Source organism: Methylomonas montana, assembly GCF_030490285.1.
Lineage (GTDB): Bacteria > Pseudomonadota > Gammaproteobacteria > Methylococcales > Methylomonadaceae > Methylomonas > Methylomonas montana.
Map to the genome: position 1 here is coordinate 1,987,617 of NZ_CP129884.1, position 20,117 is coordinate 2,007,733.

Here is a 20,117-nt window from a genome sequence, read left to right on the forward strand (position 1 = left end):
CGGGAGGACATGCGCTCCCGCCGTCAGATTAAGCCGACTCGCTTTCCAGCATGTCTTTAACGATAGACAGGCTTTCCAGGCTAGCCAGGTTTTTATCGATGGACGGTACGCCGGCCAGAGCTTGGCGATTGAATCTGTCCTGTTCGATAATCCAGGCCGTGGAGCCTATCGAGTAGATGCTTTGGACATCGCGCAGCATCAACGTGGTCTTGTAATCGTTGAGGCGTTTTTCGGCCATCAGCGCCGCGAGTTGGCCGTCGTCGTATTGGCTGTAGGCTTCGCGAATATTTTTGATCAGCGCGTCTTGCAGTTTGCGTGGGCGTTCCATTACCAACTTGTAAGCATACTTGTCGATCAATGCGTCGCTTAGCACTTGGCCGGCTTTGTTAAGCTGGTCACGGGCGATTTGCTGGGCTCTATCGATTACCGCATAACTATTGATCAGTTTCAAGGTCAGATCGGTATCGGTTTCGCCGTAACCTGGAATCGCGCCGTTGAATAAAGGCGTATTATTGCTGTAAGCCTGTTTGATTTGCGCGATTTGTTTTTGCGCAAACGCCACCGCCAACTCTTCGATCATGGCCTTACGATCCAGCGCTTTGCTCAAGTACTCGGCGGTTTGGGTACGGTTTAACCATAGTGGTAACGCGAATTTGAAGTACTGACGCTCGTTGACCCAGTTAGCCAGGATTGCTTTAGCTTTTTCCGAACCGGTGTGTTCGACGTGCTGTTCCAGCATGTACAAAATAAATTGTTCATGGCTGGCGGCAATTGTTCCCGACAATTTGCCACACTTCCCACTTCCTTGTGGGTCGTTGTCAACATCACTACCGTCGGTCAAGCTGTGTATCGTTACCGAGGTCTCGTCGTACAAATCCTGCAAGCGGTTGTCGGGATCGTATTGATAGGCGTTGCCGCCAGACATGCCGGTACAGAAACCTTTACCGAAGCCGCCCAGGTTTAATACGGCGCCGTTGATCATGTATTCGCAAGCGAAGTCGCCGACGCCTTCCACGACGGCCATCGCGCCGGAGTTACGTACCGCAAAACGGTCGCCGGCCTCGCCGTTGATGAAGGTTTTGCCGCCGGAAGCACCGAACAGCGCAAAGTTACCGATCAACACATTCTCGCCGGGCAGTTTGGAGCCGCCGCCGGGTGATTTGATGACGATGGTGCCGCCGCAAGCTGTTTTACCGACGCCGTCATTGCAAGTGCCGGTATGTTCCATGCGCATGCCGTCATTGTTGAAGGCTGCGTAACTTTGACCGGCCGAGCCGTGAGTGCGGACGACGATGGTGTCGTCGGCCAGGTAGCGGCGGCCATGCTGGTTGGTGTAAACGATTTTGCTGGCAGCAGCTTGCTCGGTAGTGATTTCGTAAGCCAGGAAACGTTCCAGGTCGATTGCGGTTTGGCCGCCAACGGTTTTGTTGCGATTGTTGAGCTTGAACTCGTTGCCTTCGACGATCACTTGCGCTTGGCCTTTGCCGAACAAGGCCGATTTGACCCGAGCGAAGATTAGATCGTCAACCGCAAAGTCTTTTTCCAGATAAACCGGTTTTTCGATTTTGACTTCTTGTATTTCCGCCAGCAATTTTTGCAGATGGATTTGGCCGACCATGCTTGGATGGTCGATCAAATGCAGTAGCTCGGTTTTGCCGCGAATTTCTTTCAAACTGGCGTAACCCAGGTCGGCCAGGATTTCCCGAACTTCGTGAGCCAGGTTCATGAAGAACTGCGCCAACACGCGCGGGTCGCCCTTGAATTCCTCGTGGGCGGTGGTCAAACCGGCAGGGCAGCGGATATTGCAGTTTTTCGCCATCACGCAGCGCAGCATCATCAACGCGGTGGTGCCGAATTCGAACGAGTCGCCGCCTAAGATCGCCGATTTCACCACGTCGGCACCGTTCTGATGAGCGGCGCTGCAACGCAGGATGACTTTGTCGCGCAAACCGTTAGCGGCTAAGGCTTGATGCACTTCGGCGATGCCGATTTCGGGCGAGCGGCCGGTATTTTTCAAGCTGGTGACTGCTGCCGCACCGGTGCCGCCAGTGTTACCGGCAACGTTGATCACGTCTGCGCCGGCTTTGGCAACGCCGACCGCGATGGTGCCTATACCTTCTGATGATACCAATTTTACCACCACGCGGACGCGCGCGGCTTTGGCGTCATGGATCAATTGACCCAAGTCTTCGATGGAATAAGTATCGTGATGAGGCGGGGGGCTGACCAATTCGACTTTTGGTGTGCCGCCACGCAGTGCGGCTATTTCTACCGACACTTTCGGTGCCGGTAATTGGCCCCCCTCGCCTGGTTTTGCACCCTGGCCGATCTTGATTTCAATTTCTTCCAGATTCGGATCGGCCAGATAGCCGGCCCAAACGCCAAAGCGGCCGGACGCGAACTGCTTGATTTTGCTGGAGCGAATAGTGCCGAAACGGCTGGAATGTTCGCCACCTTCGCCGGAGTTGCTCATGCCGCCGGCGATGTTGGTGCCTTGCGCCACGGCTTCGTGGGCTTCAGCCAACAGTGCGCCGTGACTCATCGCGCCGGACGCGAATGTAGAGGTGATCTCGTGAGCCGGCTGTACTTTGTCCAGCGTAATACGCGCACGAGCAGGGCGGATATTGCTCAGATAGCCGTATAGCGAACTTTCGCTGTCGTTGACACGTAGGCTGATGCCGTCGCTTTCCATCGCCAAACTAAAATCGTTGCCGGCAAAGCGAACCTGTAAGTGTTCGGCTAACTGCTCTAAACGGGCCTTGCTGGAGTTTTCGGTAAAACGAATATTGAAAACTACGCCGTTGGTTTTCTCGACTTGCAGGCCACGAATCAGGTAGTTGTTGTTGCCATACAGATCCTGACTGCCCAGCAGTCGATCGAAATCGGCTTTGCTATTGGCGTTGCTGACATCGGCCGGAAACTCCATCACGTCGCGCAGTGCCGCCGGACGGTTCGCGCGTTCCTGAGCCAAATTGTGGGTAAAGCTGCGGTAAGCCGGTGTAATGCCGAAAGCGTCGATTTGCGCCGGCGTGCGTTTCTCGTAGCCAAAATCCAGATAAGCGGTGTCACTAGCTTCAGCAGCTTGCTGCTGAGGTATATAGTGAATCGCTTCGTCGGTCATGTTGATGTATTCACGAACGGCAGTGTTGCCAAAGGTGTGACCGGCGCCTTCGTTACGCTCTTTGAATAAACCCAGGAAAGGAATATCGCTTTCGCTTTGTACCGAGAGTGCCTTGTGATGCCATTCGGTGGCGCTGGCGGCTATGTCGGTATAGCGCACCCCGCCCACCGAAGCATTGATGTTGGGGAAATAAGGTTTTAACTTGGGTTCGTCGGTATCCAGGTAGTTGGATTCGAAAAACTCGCCGCCGATATAGCTTTCCGCGGTACATAAACCAAATTTGCCCATGGTTTTCATCAGCGATTTTTCGACGCCTTTTTGAAAACTGTAGAGCGCTTTTTGCTGCGCGGCAGGGTCAGCATATTCGGTGATGACGCGGTTGTGGACGCTGAGCGGGCAGATTGCCGAGGCGCCGAAGCCAAGTATGGTGGCGACATCGTGCGGGCTTGCAGCTTGACCGGTTTCCATGACTAATGAGCTGTTGAAGCGTAAGCCGTGTTTGACCAAATGTTGGTTGGCGGCGGCTATCATCAACAAAGCCGGAATGGCGGCTTGGTCTTTGCTGATATTGATGTCGCTGAGAATGATGATGCCGGTATTGTCTCGTGCGGCTTGTTCAACTTGTAGGCAAACGGCTTGCAGGGCTTGTTCCAAATTCAGCTCGTTCCCGGCCGCATTGTCGAAATTCGGACTATAGAGCATATCGAGCGTAACGGTTTTTACCTGGCTTTGTCTGCGAATCTGTTCGATCTGAGTGCGCTGCAGAATCGGCGATTCGATCATCAACTGCTTGCTGTTGTGCGGGGCAAAAGTCGGTTTGGCGCCGAGTGCCACGCGCAGCGTCATGCCGTCGCTTTCCCGCAAGGAATCCAGTGGCGGATTAGTCACTTGAGCGAAGCGTTGACTGAAATAACGCGACATGCCGCCTTCGGCAGCACTCAATGCATTTGGCGTCAAGCCGTAACCCATCGCCGAGACTTTCTCCAGGCCGGTTTGCAGGATAGGATCGAGCAGAAACTTAAAGCTTTCCTGATTCAAGGAATAAGCGGTGTGGCGTTGGTCGATCGTTAACTGGTGGTCGTTGCCGATTTCCGTTAGTTCGACTTTGGGTAGCTCGCCGATGTGGATGCAGCTTTGCGCCAGCAAGGTTTTATAGTCTTTTTCCTTGGCGAGTCGCTCCATCACTTGATGGCTATTATAGGATTTCCCGGTGCCGTGGTCGAAATACAGCATGCCGCCGGCTTCGATACGGCCGCGTCTGAGCACCTTCTCGGGCGGAAAGTCTATCTGGCCGGCTTCGGACATCACCGCCAAGTACTCTTCGGTTTCCACTGAACGCAGGGGGCGCAGGCCCAAACGGTCCAGACGGGCGCCGACGCGGATGCCGTCGTTAAAGATCAACGCGGCCGGGCCGTCGTTTTTCTCTTCGTACAGGCTGAAATATTCCAGCATCGCCCGTACATCCTCGGATAAGGTGGTATCGTTTTCCCAAGCCGGCGGCATCATCGCCAGAATCGCGGTGACGATATCGAGCTGGTCTTCGTTGATGCGGCGAGTCAGAGTTTGGTCCAGGCGGCCGGAATCGGATTGCCCGCACGGAAATATCACGTGTTTGTTATTTTGCCGAGCGATGGCGTTTTCGCTGAGACGGTTTTTCTTGTCGGTGTTCAGCTCGCCATTGTGCGCCATGTAGCGGAACGGCTGGGCCATCATCGTCGCCGGCGCGGTATTGGTTGAGAAGCGGGTGTGGAAAAACAGCGTGCTGATATCATGGTCGGCGTCGTACAAGTCGATGAAGTATGGAATGACTTCAAATGAATTCAACCGGCCTTTATAAACTTGGGTGCGCGAGCTCATTGACAGCGGATAAAAGCCTTTCAGTTCCGGACGGGTAAAGCCGTCGGCTTCTATGGTCAGTAGCGCAGACTGAATATGCCGCTCGAATTCGACATGGCTGGCCTGTTGCAACGCAGTTGGGCGGCCGAAGATGACTTGCTTGATCGGTAATTGCGCTTTCAGTGCGGCGGCATTCAATACTGTGTTGTCAACCGGGACTTCCCGCCAGGTGATGATAGGCAGATCGAATTCCTGGAAATGCTCTTCTACCAGTTTCTGCGCTTCCGAGTCGTAATGGGCATGATCTTCCGGAAAGAAGAAATTGGCGACGCCGAATTGCCCGAGTTCCAGCGTGGCAATGCCGGTAACCTTGCGGAAAAACTTCAGAGATAAATCGATATTGACGCCCGCGCCATCACCTATACCCTCGGCGCTCATGCCGCCGCGGTGCGGGATGGTACACAAGGCTTCGTGCGACTTGACCAGCAGCTCGTGAGTTTGCTTGCTATCCTTGCGGGTGATAAAACCAACACCGCAGCTGTCCTGGGATAAATCGGCGTCGTAAAGCATGTGTACTGCGTTAATTTTCTGGGCGTTTTTAATCATTGCTATCCAGATCCTATCTTACTGATTAAATGCGCTACCCGGTATTTTCCTTACCGGTAGTGCCGTTTATGGTTTTTCTGCCTGCTGCGTGTTAGAGTCGTCCAAAGCGGCGGGAACCGGTGAATAACTTCCGAATTTCAGTTGGCGAAACTTTCCAATCATACCATGAAGAGGCTGTTCTGTCATTCCGTGAACCATGATAGCAGTAGCTCGCCAGTGTGGCCCTTGTTTTAAAACTTTGTGACGAAATATGAAAGAAAAATTTGATGTGGTTATAGTAGGCGGCGGCATGGTTGGTGCGGCGGTAGCGTGTTGTCTGGGCGGCAGCGAGCTGAAAGTGGCCGTGATAGAAGCGCAGTTACCGGAGCCGTTTTCGGTCGAACAACAGCACGATTTAAGAGTTTCCGCGTTGAGCATCGCGTCAAAAAACATTCTGGAAGCCGTCGGTGCTTGGGAGGGCGTGACGTCGCGGCGTTGCTGCCCGTTTAAGCGCATGCGAGTTTGGGAGACTGCTGGCGATACGACATTTAATAGTGACGATATTGGCTATCCGGAACTGGGATATATCGTCGAAAACCGCATCACTCAGTTGGCGTTATTGGATAGACTGCCCAATTTCGACAATGTTCAAGTGCTGATGCCGCAAACGATTAGCAAAATTAATTACGACGGCCATGCGGCGGAAGTTTTGCTGGCCGACGGTAGAGTGCTTCAGGCCAAGCTGTTGGTGGCGGCCGATGGCGGCCAGTCGCGGGTCAGGCAGGCGGTCGGTTTAGGGGTTACCAGTTGGGATTACAATCAGCACGCGCTGGTGATTTATATAGAAACCGCCTATCCGCAGCAGGATATTACCTGGCAACGCTTCGTTTCCAGCGGTCCGCAAGCGTTTTTACCTTTGACCGGTCACTACGGATCGATTGTTTGGTATCAATCGCCCGATGAGGTTAGGCGCCTGCAAGCTTTGCCTTTCGATCAGTTACGGACGGAGTTGGTGGCGGCGTTTCCGGATTGTCTGGGCGAGGTTAAGCAAGTATTGGGCGTGGCCAGTTTCCCGCTCAAGCGCCAGCATGCCCAGCGTTACGTGAAACAAGGGGTTGCCTTGGTGGGTGACGCGGCACATATGATCAATCCGTTGGCCGGTCAGGGTGTCAATATCGGTTTGCTGGACGCGGCAGCCCTGGCGGAAGTGTTGGTGGATGCCGGCAAGCGCGGCAAAAACATTGGTGACCTGGCCGTATTGCAGGGGTATGAAGCCATGCGTCGCAACGAGAATCTGAAAATGATGACCTTGATGGATGTGTTTTATCGGTCGTTTAGTAACGATATTTTGCCAGTCAAACTGCTCAGGAATTTCGGTTTGGGATTGGCTCAACGCATTGCCCCTGCGCGCAAGAAGGTAATGAAGGCAGCGATGGGTTTGGAGGGGCGTTTGCCGAAATTAGCGCGCGGTGAGAGCCTGTTGTCCCGAGAGTAGACCAGTTAGCTTTTCAAGGCTAAATATCTCAGTATGGTGTTGCGCAGCTGCTGCTGTCGATCTTCGTCAATAATCGGCAGTGATTGCTGGTCTGTGATGTAGAACATATCTTCGGCGCGGCTGCCTATCGTGGTGATTTTGGCGTCGTGCAATTGGATGTCCAATTCGGTAAAGGCTCGGCCTATCGTCGACAGCAGGCCGGCGCGGTCGGTGGTGATCACCTCGATAATCGTGTGTTTGTGCGATGGATCTTCCAAAAAGGTAATGCTGGTTTCGATCGGAAAGTGCCGCGCTTGCCGAGATTGCTTGTGGATATTTTTCGAGGTTTTAACCTTTTTGGCAATCAGGCCGTGGCGTAATGATGTGCAGATATGCACTTCTCTGTAGAGATCGTTAATGGCTTCGCCGGATTGTTCCAGCACCTGGAAACTGTTCAAAACGTATTGATCGGCGGTGGTAATGATGCGAGCGTCGAGAATCGTCAGTCCTAGCTGATCCAGGGTTGCAGTGCAAATCGAAAAAATTTGCGCTTCATTGCGAGTGTAAACGAAAATTTCCGCGCTGCCGCGCTGGGTTTGCGGGCGTAGTAGTACCAGCGGTAATTCGCTTTCTTGGCAGGCGGCAATTGCGATGGTGTGCCAGGCGATTTCGTCCGCAGAATAGCGTAAGAAATAGTCGTCGCTAAGATGTTGCCAGGATTGTTTGATATTGGTTTTGGAGATCCCGAGCTTCAATAGCTCGTCGCTGGCTTCTTTTTTGTTTTCTTGCACGCGTTCTGAGCGGGCGATGGGGTTTTGCAGGCCGCGGTGCAAAGCTTGATGGGTGGAAATATACAGCTCTTTCAATAATGCGTCTTTCCAGGCGTTCCAAAGGCTCGGATTGGTGGCGCGGATGTCGGCTACCGTTAATAGATACAAGTAATTCAAATATTCGATGCTACCCACTTGCAGCGCAAAGTTGTGAATCACGTCCGGGTCGCTGATGTCTTTGCGTTGCGCAGTCATCGACATCGATAGGTGGTTGCGAACCAGCCAGGTGATTACCTTGGTGTCGTGAGTAGATAAATCGTGCTGTAAGCAAAAGCTACGCGCGATGGTTTCGCCTAGAGCGGAATGGTCGCCGCCACGTCCCTTGGCGATGTCGTGAAACAAGGCGGCTATATACAAAATATCCGGCTTGGCGATTAGTAGAAAAATATTATTGCAAAAAGGCAGTTCCTTGTTATGCCGAGCTAGCGAGAATCGACGCAAGTTACGGATCACAAACAGGGTATGCTCATCGACCGTGTAAATATGAAATAAATCGTACTGCATCCGGGCGACGATATTGGCAAAATCCGGCAAATAAGCGGCAAGCACACCGTAGCGATTCATGCGCTTTAATTGGCTGGTGATGCCGCGCGGTTGACGCAGTATATCGATAAACAGTCGGTTGGCCTGTTTGTTGGTGCGAAATTCAGCATCAATCAGCGACAGATTCTTACGGATCAAGCGGATGGTGCTGGCGCGGATCCCCTTCAGAGATGGCGATTGTTGCAGGATTAAAAATATTTCCAGTAATGCCAGCGGTTGTTTCTGGAAAACATCTTTATTGCTGACTTCCAGATATCCATCTATCGAGGAGAAATTAGCGGTAATCGGGACCGGCGTCAGGCTTTCTTTATTGCTGATCAGTCTTTCGTTCAGCAGTTGCAATAGCATCTCGTTGAGGCGTTCGATGTCCACGACGGTTTTAAAATAAAACTGCATGAACTGCTCGACGTCGGGTTGGTCGTTCTGGTCGATGTAGCCGAATTGACTAGCCAGCTCGCGCTGATAGTCGAATATCAAGCGATCTTCGCAGCGATTGGTGAGATTGTGCAAGGCAAAGCGCAGGCGCCAGAGAATGTCGCGGGCGGTGATCAGATTATCGTATTCCGACTTGGGCAAAAAGCCGTATTTAATCAGTTCTCGTAGCGACGCGGCGTTGTAATGGCGCTTGAATACCCAGCTGATGACTTGTAAATCCCTCAAGCCGCCAGGGCCTTCCTTGATGTTGGGCTCCAGATTGTAGGCGGTGTCGTGATACTTGGCGTAGCGCTTTTCTTGCTCGGCCATCTTGGCCGGAAAAAAATGTTCCGATGGCCACAGTTTTTCGGAATTGACCTGGCTTTTTAGTTCGCTAAATAGTTCGGAATTGCCGGTGATCAAGCGCATTTCCAGCAAGGCCGTAAATACGGTTTGATCATCTTGCGCGGCTAACAGACATTCGGATATGTCGCGGGTACTTAATCCGGGCTTCAGGCCGATGTCCCAGAGGAAATTGCAGAAACTGGATAATTGGTGTTGATAGTCACTGGGGTTGGCGGGGCTGAGCAATACCAAAATATCGATGTCGGAATGCGGAAATAATTCGTTTCTGCCGTAACCGCCGGTCGCAATCAGGCTGTGTTTTTGGGCGGCCTTGTCAAGAAAATGCCGCCAGCAGGCGGTCAACAGATTGTCGATGAAATGGGCTTTTTCGGTGAGTAAGCCGACCGTCGCCTGGTCGGGATTGAAGCGCATTTTTAAATGCGCGTTTTCCTCGATAATAGCGTTTTTGAATGAAATAACCGGATTGTCATCCCCGAAACAGTTCAGGAAGTCATTTTCCGTAAACAGCGGGTGACTCACAACTCTTCCTGTCTCAGTGTCAAGATCTCGTAGCTGGTGTCGGTCACCAAAATGGTGTGTTCCCATTGCGCGGATAGGCTGCGATCCTTGGTGACCGCAGTCCAGCCGTCGGCAAGAATCTTCATGTGGCGCTTGCCGATGTTGAGCATGGGCTCGATTGTGAAAATCATGCCTGGTGCCAACACGGCGCCGTCGCCGCGCTTGCCGAAATGCATGACGTGGGGGTCTTCATGGAATTTTTTGCCGATGCCGTGGCCGCAGAACTCTCTAACGATGGAGTAACGATTAGCTTCCGCATGCTTTTGGATGGCGTGGCCTATATCGCCAAGTCGAGCGCCGGGTTTGACTTCTTCTATGCCTAGAAACATGCATTCACGCGTAATGTCCACTAATCGTTTTGCATGAGGACTCACTTCGCCGATGCAGAACATCTTGCTGGTATCGCCGTGATAACCGTCTTTGATCACGGTAATGTCGATGTTAACGATGTCGCCGTTTTTTAATTTTTTATCGCAGGGAATCCCATGACAAATCTGCTGATTGATGGAGGTGCAGATCGATTTTGGGAAGCCGCGATAATTTAATGGTGCCGGAATCGCTTGCTGAACGTTGACGATGTAATCGTGACAAATTTGGTCTAGTTCTTCGGTAGTGACCCCCGCCACTACGTGTGGAGCGATCATTTCCAGTACTTCGGCGGCCAGTTTTCCGGCAACGCGCATCTTTTCGATTTCGTCGGCAGTTTTAATGATAATTGTCATCAGAAGGTGGCTAATTGTTAGGATCGGAGCGAGCAAAAAACCGTAATAAGGCTAGATAAAACGTTTTTCCGGGCATGCTGTTATCGGGAGTCTATCAGACTTGAAGTTGTTGTGAAATTGTAATCATGGTATAAAGTGAAGTTCACTATGTAACCAATACTCACACTTGTCGACACGGTCGGTGGGGTGCTGAAAATTCGTTTCGGATTTTCGGTCACTGATCGGGGCGGGTGGAGGCGTAACCCAACGCCGAATTATTCGGCAATTTTAGGAGAAGTAAATGGCAGCAGTGTCAATGCGTCAAATGCTGGAAGCGGGTGTTCACTTTGGACATCAAACCCGTTACTGGAACCCAAAAATGGCTTCATATTTGTTTGGAGCCCGCAATAAAATCCATATCATCGACTTGGAACAAACCCTTCCATTGTTTAACGATGCGATGAACTACCTCGGTCAAATGACCGCGAATAAAGGTACCATCCTGTTTGTCGGCACCAAAAAAGCCGCGCGCAAAACGGTGGCCGAAGAAGCAAAACGTTGTGGCATGCCTTATGTCAACCATCGTTGGTTGGGCGGTATGTTGACCAACTTCAAAACCATCAAAAAGTCCATCAATCGTTTGAAAGAACTGGAAGCGATGAAAACCGATGGTACCTTATATCAACGTTTCAGCAAAAAAGAAGCGTTGGGCATGGAACGCGAATTGGAAAAGCTTGAGCGTAGCTTGGGCGGTATTAAGGATATGCGCGGCACACCGGATGCGATTTTCGTGTTGGATGTAGGCTATGAAAAAAATGCCATCATGGAAGCCAAAAAATTGGGCATTCCTGTCGTAGGCGTAGTGGATTCCAACAATTCACCTGAAAAAATTGATTACGTGATTCCGGGCAATGACGATTCTATCCGTGCCGTGACTTTGTATTGCCAAAGCGCTTCAGCCGCTGTGTTGGAAGCCAAAGCACTGCGTATGGATGCTTCAGCCAAAGCCGACGATTTTGTAGAAGAAGTCGTAACGGAAGCGTAAGTATTAAAAGCGCTCAACCGATGCGGTTGAGCGCCGCTGAATCGCGTATTCAGAACAGACTGTCTTTTAAACGCCTCCTCTGTGAGGCGTTTTTTTAGTTAATAAAATTTGAGGAAAAAACGATGAGTATTAGTGCGGCGATGGTCAAGGAATTGCGTGAGCGTACCGGCTCGGGCATGATGGAGTGCAAGAAAGCCTTGGTCGAAGCTAATGGCGACATGGAACTGGCCATTGAGAACATGCGTAAAGCTGGTCTGGCGAAAGCCGATAAAAAATCCGGCCGGATCGCGGCGGAAGGTGTGATTGGCGCTAAAGTCTCCGATGATGCTAAAACCGTTGTCATGGTAGACGTCAACTGCGAGACTGATTTCGTGGCCAAGGGTGACGATTTTACTGGCTTTGTTAACGATATTACCAACGCTTTGTTGACTGCCAATGTTGAAAACGATGAACAATTGAATGCTGTCGTTCTGCCAAGCGGCAGCAGCATTGATGAAACTCGCCGTGCATTGATTGCTAAATTGGGTGAGAACATTACCGTCAGACGCTTTGTTAAATACACGACAGCAGAAGGCGGCCAAGCCAGCTATCTGCACGGCAGTAAAATCGGCGTGATCGTCGAGTTGGCGAAAAACGATCCGGCTTTAGGCAAAGACGTCGCAATGCATGTGGCAGCTGCCAAGCCTGAATACGTTTCCGACGACCAAGTATCGGCCGATGTCATTGCCAAGGAAAAAGAAATTTTTGCCGCGCAAGCATTGGAAAGCGGCAAACCGGCCGAAATCGTTGAAAAAATGATCGGCGGTCGCATTAATAAATTCCTGGCGGAAGTGACCTTGTTGGGCCAACCTTTTATCAAGGACGACAGCGTTACGGTCGGTAAATTACTGGCATCCAAAGGCAATTCCGTTGTGCGTTTCGCCCGTTTCGAAGTTGGCGAAGGCATCGAGAAGAAAGAAGAAGACTTTGCCGCCGAAGTAATGGCGCAAGTACGAGGCTAAAAATCCTTGGAATAAACCCGGGTAACCGGGTTTATTTATGTCGATTTCGTTGCTTTTAACCCATGTTTACGGTGGATATTTGATTATGAGTCAATTGATTTGTCAGAGAATTTTACTTAAATTGAGCGGCGAAGCACTGATGAGCGAGCGGGGCGGCAGTATCGATCCCGAGATAGTCCAACGCTTGGCTCAAGAAGTGAAAGACTTATGCGACGCAGGTATCCAAGTCGGTCTGGTCATCGGTGGTGGCAACATTTTGCGCGGCGGCGAGAAGGCTTCGGAAGGCCTGAATCGGGTCACCGGCGATCAGATGGGTATGCTGGCGACGGTGATTAACGCGCTGGCCATGCAAGATGCTTTGGAATATCTGGGGCAACCGGTTAGGGTCATGACAGCCCTAAAAATTAATCAGGTTTGCGAAGACTATATCCGTCGACGCGCCGTCAGGCATCTGGAGAAGGGTAGGGTGGCTATTTTTGCCGCCGGCACCGGCAACCCGTTTTTTACCACGGACACCGCCGCTAGTCTGCGCGCAATTGAAATCGATGCCGAATTGATGATCAAGGCTACTAAAGTCAAGGGCGTTTATTCGGCCGATCCCAACAAAGTCGCCGATGCGGTGTTTTATCCGCACTTAACCTACGACGAAGCCATCGATCAACGCCTAAACGTAATGGATACCACGGCATTAGTGTTGTGCCGGGATAATAACCTGCCCATGCGGGTAATGAACGTATTTGAGCCGGGAGCGATTATGCGCTTGATGCGCGGTGAAGATATAGGCTCCCTAATCGAGAGGAATTAACAGAATGATCAGCGATATTCAACAAGATGCCGCGACGCGAATGGTGAAAAGTATCGAAGCGTTGCAAAAAGCGTTTACCAAGATTAGAACCGGACGGGCCCATCCCAGCTTGCTGGATCAAATCAGCGTCACTTATTACGGCAACGAATCGCCGTTATCGCAGGTTGCCAACGTTTCCGTCGAAGATGCTCGTACCTTGAAAGTCGTGCCTTGGGAAAAAAGCATGGTGCAAGCCATTGAAAAAGCCATCATGTCTTCCGGTTTGGGCTTAAATCCCGCTACACAAGGCACGGTAATTCGCTTACCCTTGCCAGCATTGACCGAAGAGCGTCGTCGGGATTTGGTTAAAATCGTCAAAAACGAAGCCGAACAAGGCCGGGTAGCAATTCGCAATATTCGCCGCGACGCCAATGCCGCGATTAAGGATGCCTTGAAAGAGAAATTGATTTCCGAGGACGATGCCCGTCAGGCCGAAGAAAAGATTCAAAAACTCACCGATCAATACATAAAGGAAGTCGAAAAGCATCTTGAAGAAAAAGAAGCCGATTTGCTTTCCATGTAATCGAGAGGCTAAATGACTGCTGTTGTTAACGATAAACCGGCCGTGAATAATCGTAATCCGCGGCATATTGCCATTATTATGGATGGCAATGGCCGTTGGGCGCAGAAACGGTTGATGCCCAGAGTTATGGGGCATTATGCCGGCGTCAAGGCTGTCAGAAAGATTGTCGAATATTGTGCCAAGCAAAATATCGAGGTGTTGTCGCTGTTCGCGTTTAGCAGCGAAAATTGGCGCCGGCCTCAGGACGAAGTTAGTTTGTTGATGGAACTGTTCATGACCACCTTGCAGTCCGAGGTCGATAAACTCGATAAAAACAATATCCGACTGAAAATTATCGGCGATAAAAGTGCTTTTCCAGATAAATTGCAACAAAAAATCGCCACGGCCGAAGCCCAAACTGAACATAATACCGGTTTAACGTTGCTGATTGCCGCTAATTACGGCGGGCGATGGGATATAACTCAGGCCTTGCGGAAAATCGTCGCCGGGATTCGTAGTGGCGACATTGAGGAACAAGCCATTTCCGAACAGCTGATTACCCAACATCTGGTGACCGCCGAGCTGCCTGAACCGGATCTGTTTATCCGTTCGGGTGGAGAGGAACGCATCAGCAATTTTCTGTTATGGCAACTGGCTTATACTGAGTTTTATTTTACCGATGCGTTATGGCCGGATTTCGATCAGGATGCGTTGGAAATAGCCATTAATAGTTTTAAAGGTCGGCAAAGACGCTTCGGACACACCGGTGAACAAGTAATCGATAACAGAGTTCTCTAGGGATTTTTCTATAACCATAATAATTAATTAAAAATCAAAACACATGTTATTACAACGTATTTTAACCGCGCTGGTATTGGCTGCGGTGGTCATCACGGCAGTACTACAACTACCGACTCTTTATTTCTCCCTATTTATCGCTGTCATTGCCCTGGTAGCCGCCTTCGAGTGGATGGCGTTGACTGATGTGACCAAGCTAGGTAGTAAGATATTGTTTTTGTTGGCTCTGATTATACCGATGCTGGGTGTCACCTATTGGACGGTATTGCTAGAGCTATTGAGCGAAGCGATGGAATGGCCGGAAATTAAGGACTATTCCGACGCGCTGGAATGGTTTGTGATCGCGCCGGTGTTGTTCTGGGTAATTATGATGATGTTGATCAGAAAAACCGGCCCGCAGTTATTAAGCATGGAATTTAAACCGGGCTTTAAAGTATTTAGCGGTTGGCTAATATTGCTTGGTGCCTGGATGTTTCTCAGCAAATTAAGAGCCTATTATGGTCCCGGCATGGTGATGTATTTCTTGTTGCTGATTTGGGCCGCCGATATTTCGGCGTTTTTTGCCGGCAAAAAATGGGGCAAAGATAAATTGGCCCCGGAAATCAGCCCCGGTAAAACCGTGCAAGGTATGTATGGTGCATTGGCCGCGGCGGCGATTTGCGGCATTGGTTTTACCGTGTACGGCTGGTTGACCGCGGTTGAGTCTGAAGAGGCGCAATCAGGAATGTTAAGATTTTTGAACGGGCTGGTATGGACCGATATGCTGATTTTGTCAGTCATGACGGTGTTGATTTCCATATACGGCGATTTGTTTTTCAGTCTGATCAAACGCAGAAAAGGCGTGAAGGACAGCGGCAACTTATTGCCTGGTCACGGCGGCATATTGGACCGAGTCGATAGCATCATCGCTGCCGCCCCATTTTTCTATGCCGGCATTTTGCTGATTGGTAGGGTTTTTTACGCATGAAAGGTATTTGCATACTGGGAGCAACAGGCTCTATCGGTGTTAGCACGCTGGACGTGGTGGCTCGCCATCCCGACCAATACAAGGTGGTGGCGTTAACGGCCAATGGTAATATCGACGCACTTTACGAACAATGTCTGTCGCATCGTCCGGAATACGCGGTAATCGCTAATCCGGACAACGCCCAAGCGTTCATCGACAAGATTGCCGGTTCGCCGATTGCCGATACGAAAGTATTGGCGGGTGCCGAAGCCTTGACTCAAGTCGCCACCTTGGACAATGTCGATGCGGTGATGGCGGCTATCGTCGGCGCCGCCGGTTTATTGCCGACTTTAGCGGCGGCGAAAGCCGGCAAAACGGTATTGTTGGCTAACAAGGAAGCCTTGGTCATGTCCGGGCAAATTTTTATGCAAGCCGTCGCCGAGAACGGCGCTACGCTGCTGCCTATCGATAGCGAACACAACGCAATTTTTCAATGCATGCCGGCCGGTTATGCCACTGGGCATAGCGCCAAACAGGCCAGACGCATTTTGTTGACCGCATCTGGCGGCCCGTTTCGGCAAACGCCGATAGCCGATCTGGATACAGTCACTCCCGAGCAAGCAGTAGCGCACCCGAAATGGGATATGGGCCGGAAGATTTCGGTCGATTCCGCGACGATGATGAACAAGGGCTTGGAGTTGATCGAAGCCTGTCTGTTGTTCAACATGGACCCGGATCAGATCCAGGTGGTGATTCATCCGCAAAGTATCATTCACTCCATGGTCGATTATGTCGACGGCTCGGTGTTGGCGCAAATGGGTAACCCCGATATGCGCACGCCGATTGCTTATGCGATGGCGTGGCCGGAGCGTTTCGACTCCGGTGTTGCGCCGTTGAATATATTCGAAGTCAAGCATATGGACTTCGAGCAGCCTGATTTGCAGCGCTTTCCTTGCCTAAGATTGGCCTACGAAGCCATCAAAGCCGGCGGCATCATGCCGACCGTTTTGAACGCAGCCAACGAAATCGCCGTGGAAGCGTTTTTGAACGAGCAGGTGCGCTTTACCGATATTGCCAAAATCATCGAACGGACCATGGCCCAATTCAAAGCCGATAGCGCCGATACGTTGGAACATGTTCTCGAGGCTGACCAGCAAGCCCGTGACGTTGCCCAAGTAGTAATAGCTCAACTCAAACATTAATTGATGGACACTTTGCACACCTTGTTTTATTTCATCGTCGCCATCGCAGTGTTGGTGGCGTTTCATGAATTTGGCCATTTTTGGGTGGCACGCAAGGTAGGCGTCAAAGTGATCCGGTTTTCCATCGGTTTTGGTAAGCCATTGTGGACTTGGCAGAAAACGCCCAACGATACCGAGTTCGTCGTGGCTGCTATCCCCTTGGGCGGCTATGTGAAAATGGTCGACGAGCGCGAAGAGGCCGTTAATCCCGAAGATTTACCTTACGCCTTTAACCGGCAGCCATTGCTGTCCAGGACCGCCGTCGTTGCGGCGGGGCCGGTTTTCAATTTATTGTTGGCGGTGGTTTTGTTTTGGTCGGTATTGGTGATCGGCGAGGTTGGCGTTAAACCGCTGGTGGGCGGCGTGGAAACCGGATCGTTGGCCGAACAGGCCGGATTCGTGAAAGGCGATGAAATTCTTAGCGTTAACGACACTGTTACGCCGACTTGGATCGCGGCCTTGGATACGCTGCTGTCGTTAGCGATCGATGGCGAGTACGAAATCCGGGTGCTGACCAAGGCTATCGACGATAGTCAGCAAATCCGCTTGATCCAACTATCCGAACAAGACGTGCAAACGCCGGAAACGCTGCACAAGCGTTTAGGCTTGAAACCCTGGATGCCGACCATCAAACCGATTATTGGCAAACTGTTGGAAGATGGTGTCGCTAAACAGGCCGGTTTACAAAGTGGGGACTTAATCGTCAGTGCCGACGGTGCTGCGATTAGCGATTGGCAACAATGGGTGGATTATGTGCAAGCCAGGCCGGATGTCGAAATTAAATTATTGCTGGAGCGCAATGGTGCTCAACTACCCTTAAGCATTACTCCGCGCAAGGAACAGCAAAGCGATGGCAAAGCGGTCGGTAAAATAGGCGCCGGTGTCGATGCGCCGAAAGAAATGCTGGATGCGATGCTGGTCAAACATGCCTTATCGCCGTGGGATGCGCTGCCGGTGGCCGGACAAAGAGTCTGGTTTTACGCGGTCACCACCTTGAAAATGATGGGCAAAATGCTGGTCGGTTCCGCGTCGGTCAATAATTTGAGCGGTCCGATCAGTATCGCTCAATACGCCGGTCAATCGGCGGACATGGGGTTAACGGCGTTTTTGAAGTTTCTGGGTTTGGTCAGCGTCAGTCTAGGGGTGTTGAATTTATTGCCGGTTCCGGTTTTAGACGGCGGCCATTTGCTGTTTTTTGCGATTGAAGCCATTAAAGGCAGCCCGATTCCGGAAAAAATGCAACTGTATTTCCAGCAAGCCGGCATGTTGTTATTAATGCTGCTGATGGCGTTGGCGATGTTCCTGGATATCGACAGATTATTTCAATAAGGCTGAACAAAGCAGTGGCTTTATGGTCAACCGCATTCCTTTCAAATCTTCCTGGTAATAGCATGAAAAAAATCACACATATCCTGGCGTTGACGGTATTGGCTTTCATAAGTCCTGCATTGTTTGCCGATGAAGCCGCCATTAAAAAAGCTTTGAGCGACTTTATGCCGGGAGGGAAAGTCGATTCGATTAAACCCGCCGAAATCCAGGGCTTGTACGAAGTGACGATGGGCAGCAATATTTTCTATGCTTCGGAAGATGGCAAATATCTGTTGCAAGGCCAATTATTCGACGCGGTAGCCAAGAAAAACATTACTGAAACCAAGCTGGCCGATGTCCGTAAAGTAGCCTTGGATAAGGTGGGCGAGCCGAAAATGATCGTGTTCAAACCGGCTACCAGTAAATACATGGTTTCGATTTTCACCGATATCGATTGCGGTTATTGCCGTAAATTGCATTCGGAAATCGATCAATATCTGGCGCAAGGTATTACCGTGCGTTATATGTTCTTCCCTAGAGCCGGTAAGGGTTCTGATTCCTACAAGAAAGCCGTTTCGGTCTGGTGTGCTGCTGATAGGCAAAAAGCTTTGACTGCCTCGAAGAAAGGCGAAACGCTGGAATCCAAAACCTGCGAAAATCCGGTCGACGAGCATATGGCCTTGGGTGAAGAATTTGGCATGAACGGCACGCCGATGATCGTTACCCAAAAAGGTAATATCCTGCCTGGCTATGTGCCGGCTCCCCAACTGGCGAAAGTTCTGGCTAACGAATAATGGCGAACAGGCGGCTTGGAATCCGAGCCGCCTGATTTATCTGTTAGTTAACGGATTGTTACTTCTACTCGGCGGTTCTTCGGTTCTGCGATTTCATCAGCGGTCTTAATCAGCAAATTCTTCTCGCCGTGCGAGGTTACCGCGATTTCCTTGACGTCCAGCTTGCTCGGATCGAATAAACGGCTGACTTGCACGGCTCGTTCATTGGCGAGTTTTTCGTTTTTGCCCGCATCGCCCACGGTATCGGTGTGGCCGATCACCGCGATATCGGCGGCTGGGTGCTTACCGGCGGTTTCGATGATTTTGGGGATCAAGGCTTGCGATTCAGCGGTTAGCTGAGTGCCACCGGTTTCAAAATACAATAAAAAGATCTCCGGTATGGCCGGCTCCGAGGCCAAGGCTTTGCCAAAATCTTTGTTGATCTGTTGCTGCTCGACTTTGAAAACTGTTTTGGAGTTGTCTAACGCCGTACCGTAGCCGGCCTGGTCGATGACAGTATCGCTGTTGGCACCGCTAAAAGTCACTTTGCCGGTCGAACCGTCGTGATCTTCTAACAAGACTAGGTAGGATTTGGCGCAGCCGGATAAGGCCAAGCTAATGGCGAGTGCTAGGGTTTTGGATGTAGTCATTCTCATGGCAAATACTCGGCTTATTCTTCAACTTTAACTAAAAAACGCGTGCCTCTCACCGCAATTACCCCGGTTGGGGTTTTGACCGTAACGGCTTCCGGTCTGAGTTTGGCGATGACGCCGGAAATGTAGTGTAGCGTGCCTTTCAACAAGCTGGCGTTTAGTAGTAATTTGTCCTGTTGCGGCTCGAATTGATAAGCCTCAATTTTTAACTCGGTATTAGGCCCGATGGACAAAACGGTATTGTCTTTTAAGGTTAGTCCGGTCGCGCCATTTTCGTCGGTTTTAATGACGTTGCCGGCATGCACCGGCGATCCCAAGCTGGCTTTTACCGGGTTTCCACTTTCGACTATCGTGGTTTGATCGGTGATGGTTTTGATATAGCCGATTACCGCGTCGTCCGCGGCTGAAGGGATGGGTATCAAGAGGGCTAATCCCACGCCCGAGAATGCGAAAAAATGTTTCATGATGGCCTCGACAAACATTGGTTTTGAGAGATTGGAATCCGCAATCTAGCTTGCGTCATTGAAGTTTGGCAGCTAAGTATAGACAAGATAAAGGGATTGTCTGGTAATCGGCGG

The 20,117-nt window shown here is 50.9% G+C and carries 15 protein-coding genes; 10 read left to right on the forward strand and 5 right to left on the reverse strand.

Annotated features, from left to right (window positions below; genetic code table 11):
* Positions 1-28: 28 nt before the first annotated feature.
* Positions 29-5,563, reverse strand: coding sequence for a glutamate synthase-related protein (locus QZJ86_RS09275; protein ID WP_301938393.1), 5,535 nt, complete (start codon positions 5,561-5,563; stop codon positions 29-31).
* A gap of 250 nt (positions 5,564-5,813) precedes the next feature.
* Between QZJ86_RS09275 and QZJ86_RS09280 the strand changes: the two genes are divergently transcribed.
* The gene (locus tag QZJ86_RS09280) at positions 5,814-7,037 is read left to right on the forward strand and encodes a UbiH/UbiF/VisC/COQ6 family ubiquinone biosynthesis hydroxylase (RefSeq protein WP_301938394.1); all 1,224 of its coding nucleotides are present in this window, start codon (positions 5,814-5,816) and stop codon (positions 7,035-7,037) included.
* Positions 7,038-7,042: 5 nt separating this feature from the next.
* Here QZJ86_RS09280 and glnD read toward each other — a convergent pair whose 3' ends face one another.
* Together glnD and map are read right to left on the reverse strand one after the other, a co-directional pair.
* On the reverse strand, positions 7,043-9,688 hold the full coding sequence (gene glnD / locus QZJ86_RS09285; protein ID WP_301938395.1) for a [protein-PII] uridylyltransferase: 2,646 nt from the start codon (positions 9,686-9,688) through the stop codon (positions 7,043-7,045).
* Positions 9,685-10,449, reverse strand: coding sequence for a type I methionyl aminopeptidase (map, locus tag QZJ86_RS09290; protein WP_301938396.1), 765 nt, complete (start codon positions 10,447-10,449; stop codon positions 9,685-9,687). The genes glnD and map overlap by 4 nt, the downstream gene beginning before the upstream one ends.
* Positions 10,450-10,729: 280 nt before the next feature.
* Here map and rpsB point away from each other — a divergent pair, with 280 nt between their 5' ends.
* The 9 genes from rpsB (at position 10,730) to QZJ86_RS09335 (ending at position 18,907) form a co-directional block, all read left to right on the forward strand.
* A complete protein-coding gene (rpsB, locus tag QZJ86_RS09295) occupies positions 10,730-11,473 on the forward strand; it encodes a 30S ribosomal protein S2 (protein WP_301938397.1) in 744 nt (247 codons plus the stop codon).
* 122 nt (positions 11,474-11,595) lie between these two features.
* Positions 11,596-12,474, forward strand: a complete 879-nt coding sequence (gene tsf, locus QZJ86_RS09300) for a translation elongation factor Ts (RefSeq protein WP_301938398.1) — start codon at positions 11,596-11,598, stop codon at positions 12,472-12,474.
* An 85-nt stretch (positions 12,475-12,559) separates the two neighbouring features.
* Positions 12,560-13,279 (forward strand): UMP kinase, encoded by a 720-nt coding sequence (gene pyrH, locus QZJ86_RS09305; RefSeq protein ID WP_301938400.1) that lies wholly within the window; start codon positions 12,560-12,562, stop codon positions 13,277-13,279.
* Positions 13,280-13,283: 4 nt separating this feature from the next.
* Positions 13,284-13,841 carry a ribosome recycling factor gene (gene frr, locus QZJ86_RS09310; protein ID WP_301938401.1) on the forward strand — a complete coding sequence of 186 codons (558 nt, stop codon included), beginning with the start codon at positions 13,284-13,286 and terminating at the stop codon, positions 13,839-13,841.
* A 12-nt stretch (positions 13,842-13,853) separates the two neighbouring features.
* Positions 13,854-14,618, forward strand: coding sequence for an isoprenyl transferase (locus QZJ86_RS09315; RefSeq protein ID WP_301938402.1), 765 nt, complete (start codon positions 13,854-13,856; stop codon positions 14,616-14,618).
* A 43-nt stretch (positions 14,619-14,661) separates the two neighbouring features.
* Positions 14,662-15,585: a phosphatidate cytidylyltransferase gene (locus tag QZJ86_RS09320; RefSeq protein WP_301938404.1), complete on the forward strand. Its 924-nt coding sequence runs from the start codon at positions 14,662-14,664 to the stop codon at positions 15,583-15,585.
* Positions 15,582-16,766 (forward strand): 1-deoxy-D-xylulose-5-phosphate reductoisomerase, encoded by a 1,185-nt coding sequence (gene ispC / locus QZJ86_RS09325; protein ID WP_301938406.1) that lies wholly within the window; start codon positions 15,582-15,584, stop codon positions 16,764-16,766. The genes QZJ86_RS09320 and ispC overlap by 4 nt, the downstream gene beginning before the upstream one ends.
* Positions 16,767-16,769: 3 nt before the next feature.
* Entirely contained in the window at positions 16,770-18,134 is a 1,365-nt protein-coding gene (gene rseP, locus QZJ86_RS09330) for an RIP metalloprotease RseP (protein WP_301938408.1), read from the forward strand.
* 62 nt (positions 18,135-18,196) lie between these two features.
* A complete protein-coding gene (locus QZJ86_RS09335; RefSeq protein WP_301938410.1) occupies positions 18,197-18,907 on the forward strand; it encodes a DsbC family protein in 711 nt (236 codons plus the stop codon).
* Positions 18,908-18,954: 47 nt separating this feature from the next.
* On the opposite strand, the gene QZJ86_RS09340 is transcribed toward QZJ86_RS09335, so the two are convergent.
* Positions 18,955-19,542 carry an OmpA family protein gene (locus tag QZJ86_RS09340; protein ID WP_301938413.1) on the reverse strand — a complete coding sequence of 196 codons (588 nt, stop codon included), beginning with the start codon at positions 19,540-19,542 and terminating at the stop codon, positions 18,955-18,957.
* Between the two features lie 14 nt (positions 19,543-19,556).
* Positions 19,557-20,003: a FecR family protein gene (locus QZJ86_RS09345; RefSeq protein ID WP_301938415.1), complete on the reverse strand. Its 447-nt coding sequence runs from the start codon at positions 20,001-20,003 to the stop codon at positions 19,557-19,559.
* Between the last annotated feature and the right edge of the window lie 114 nt (positions 20,004-20,117).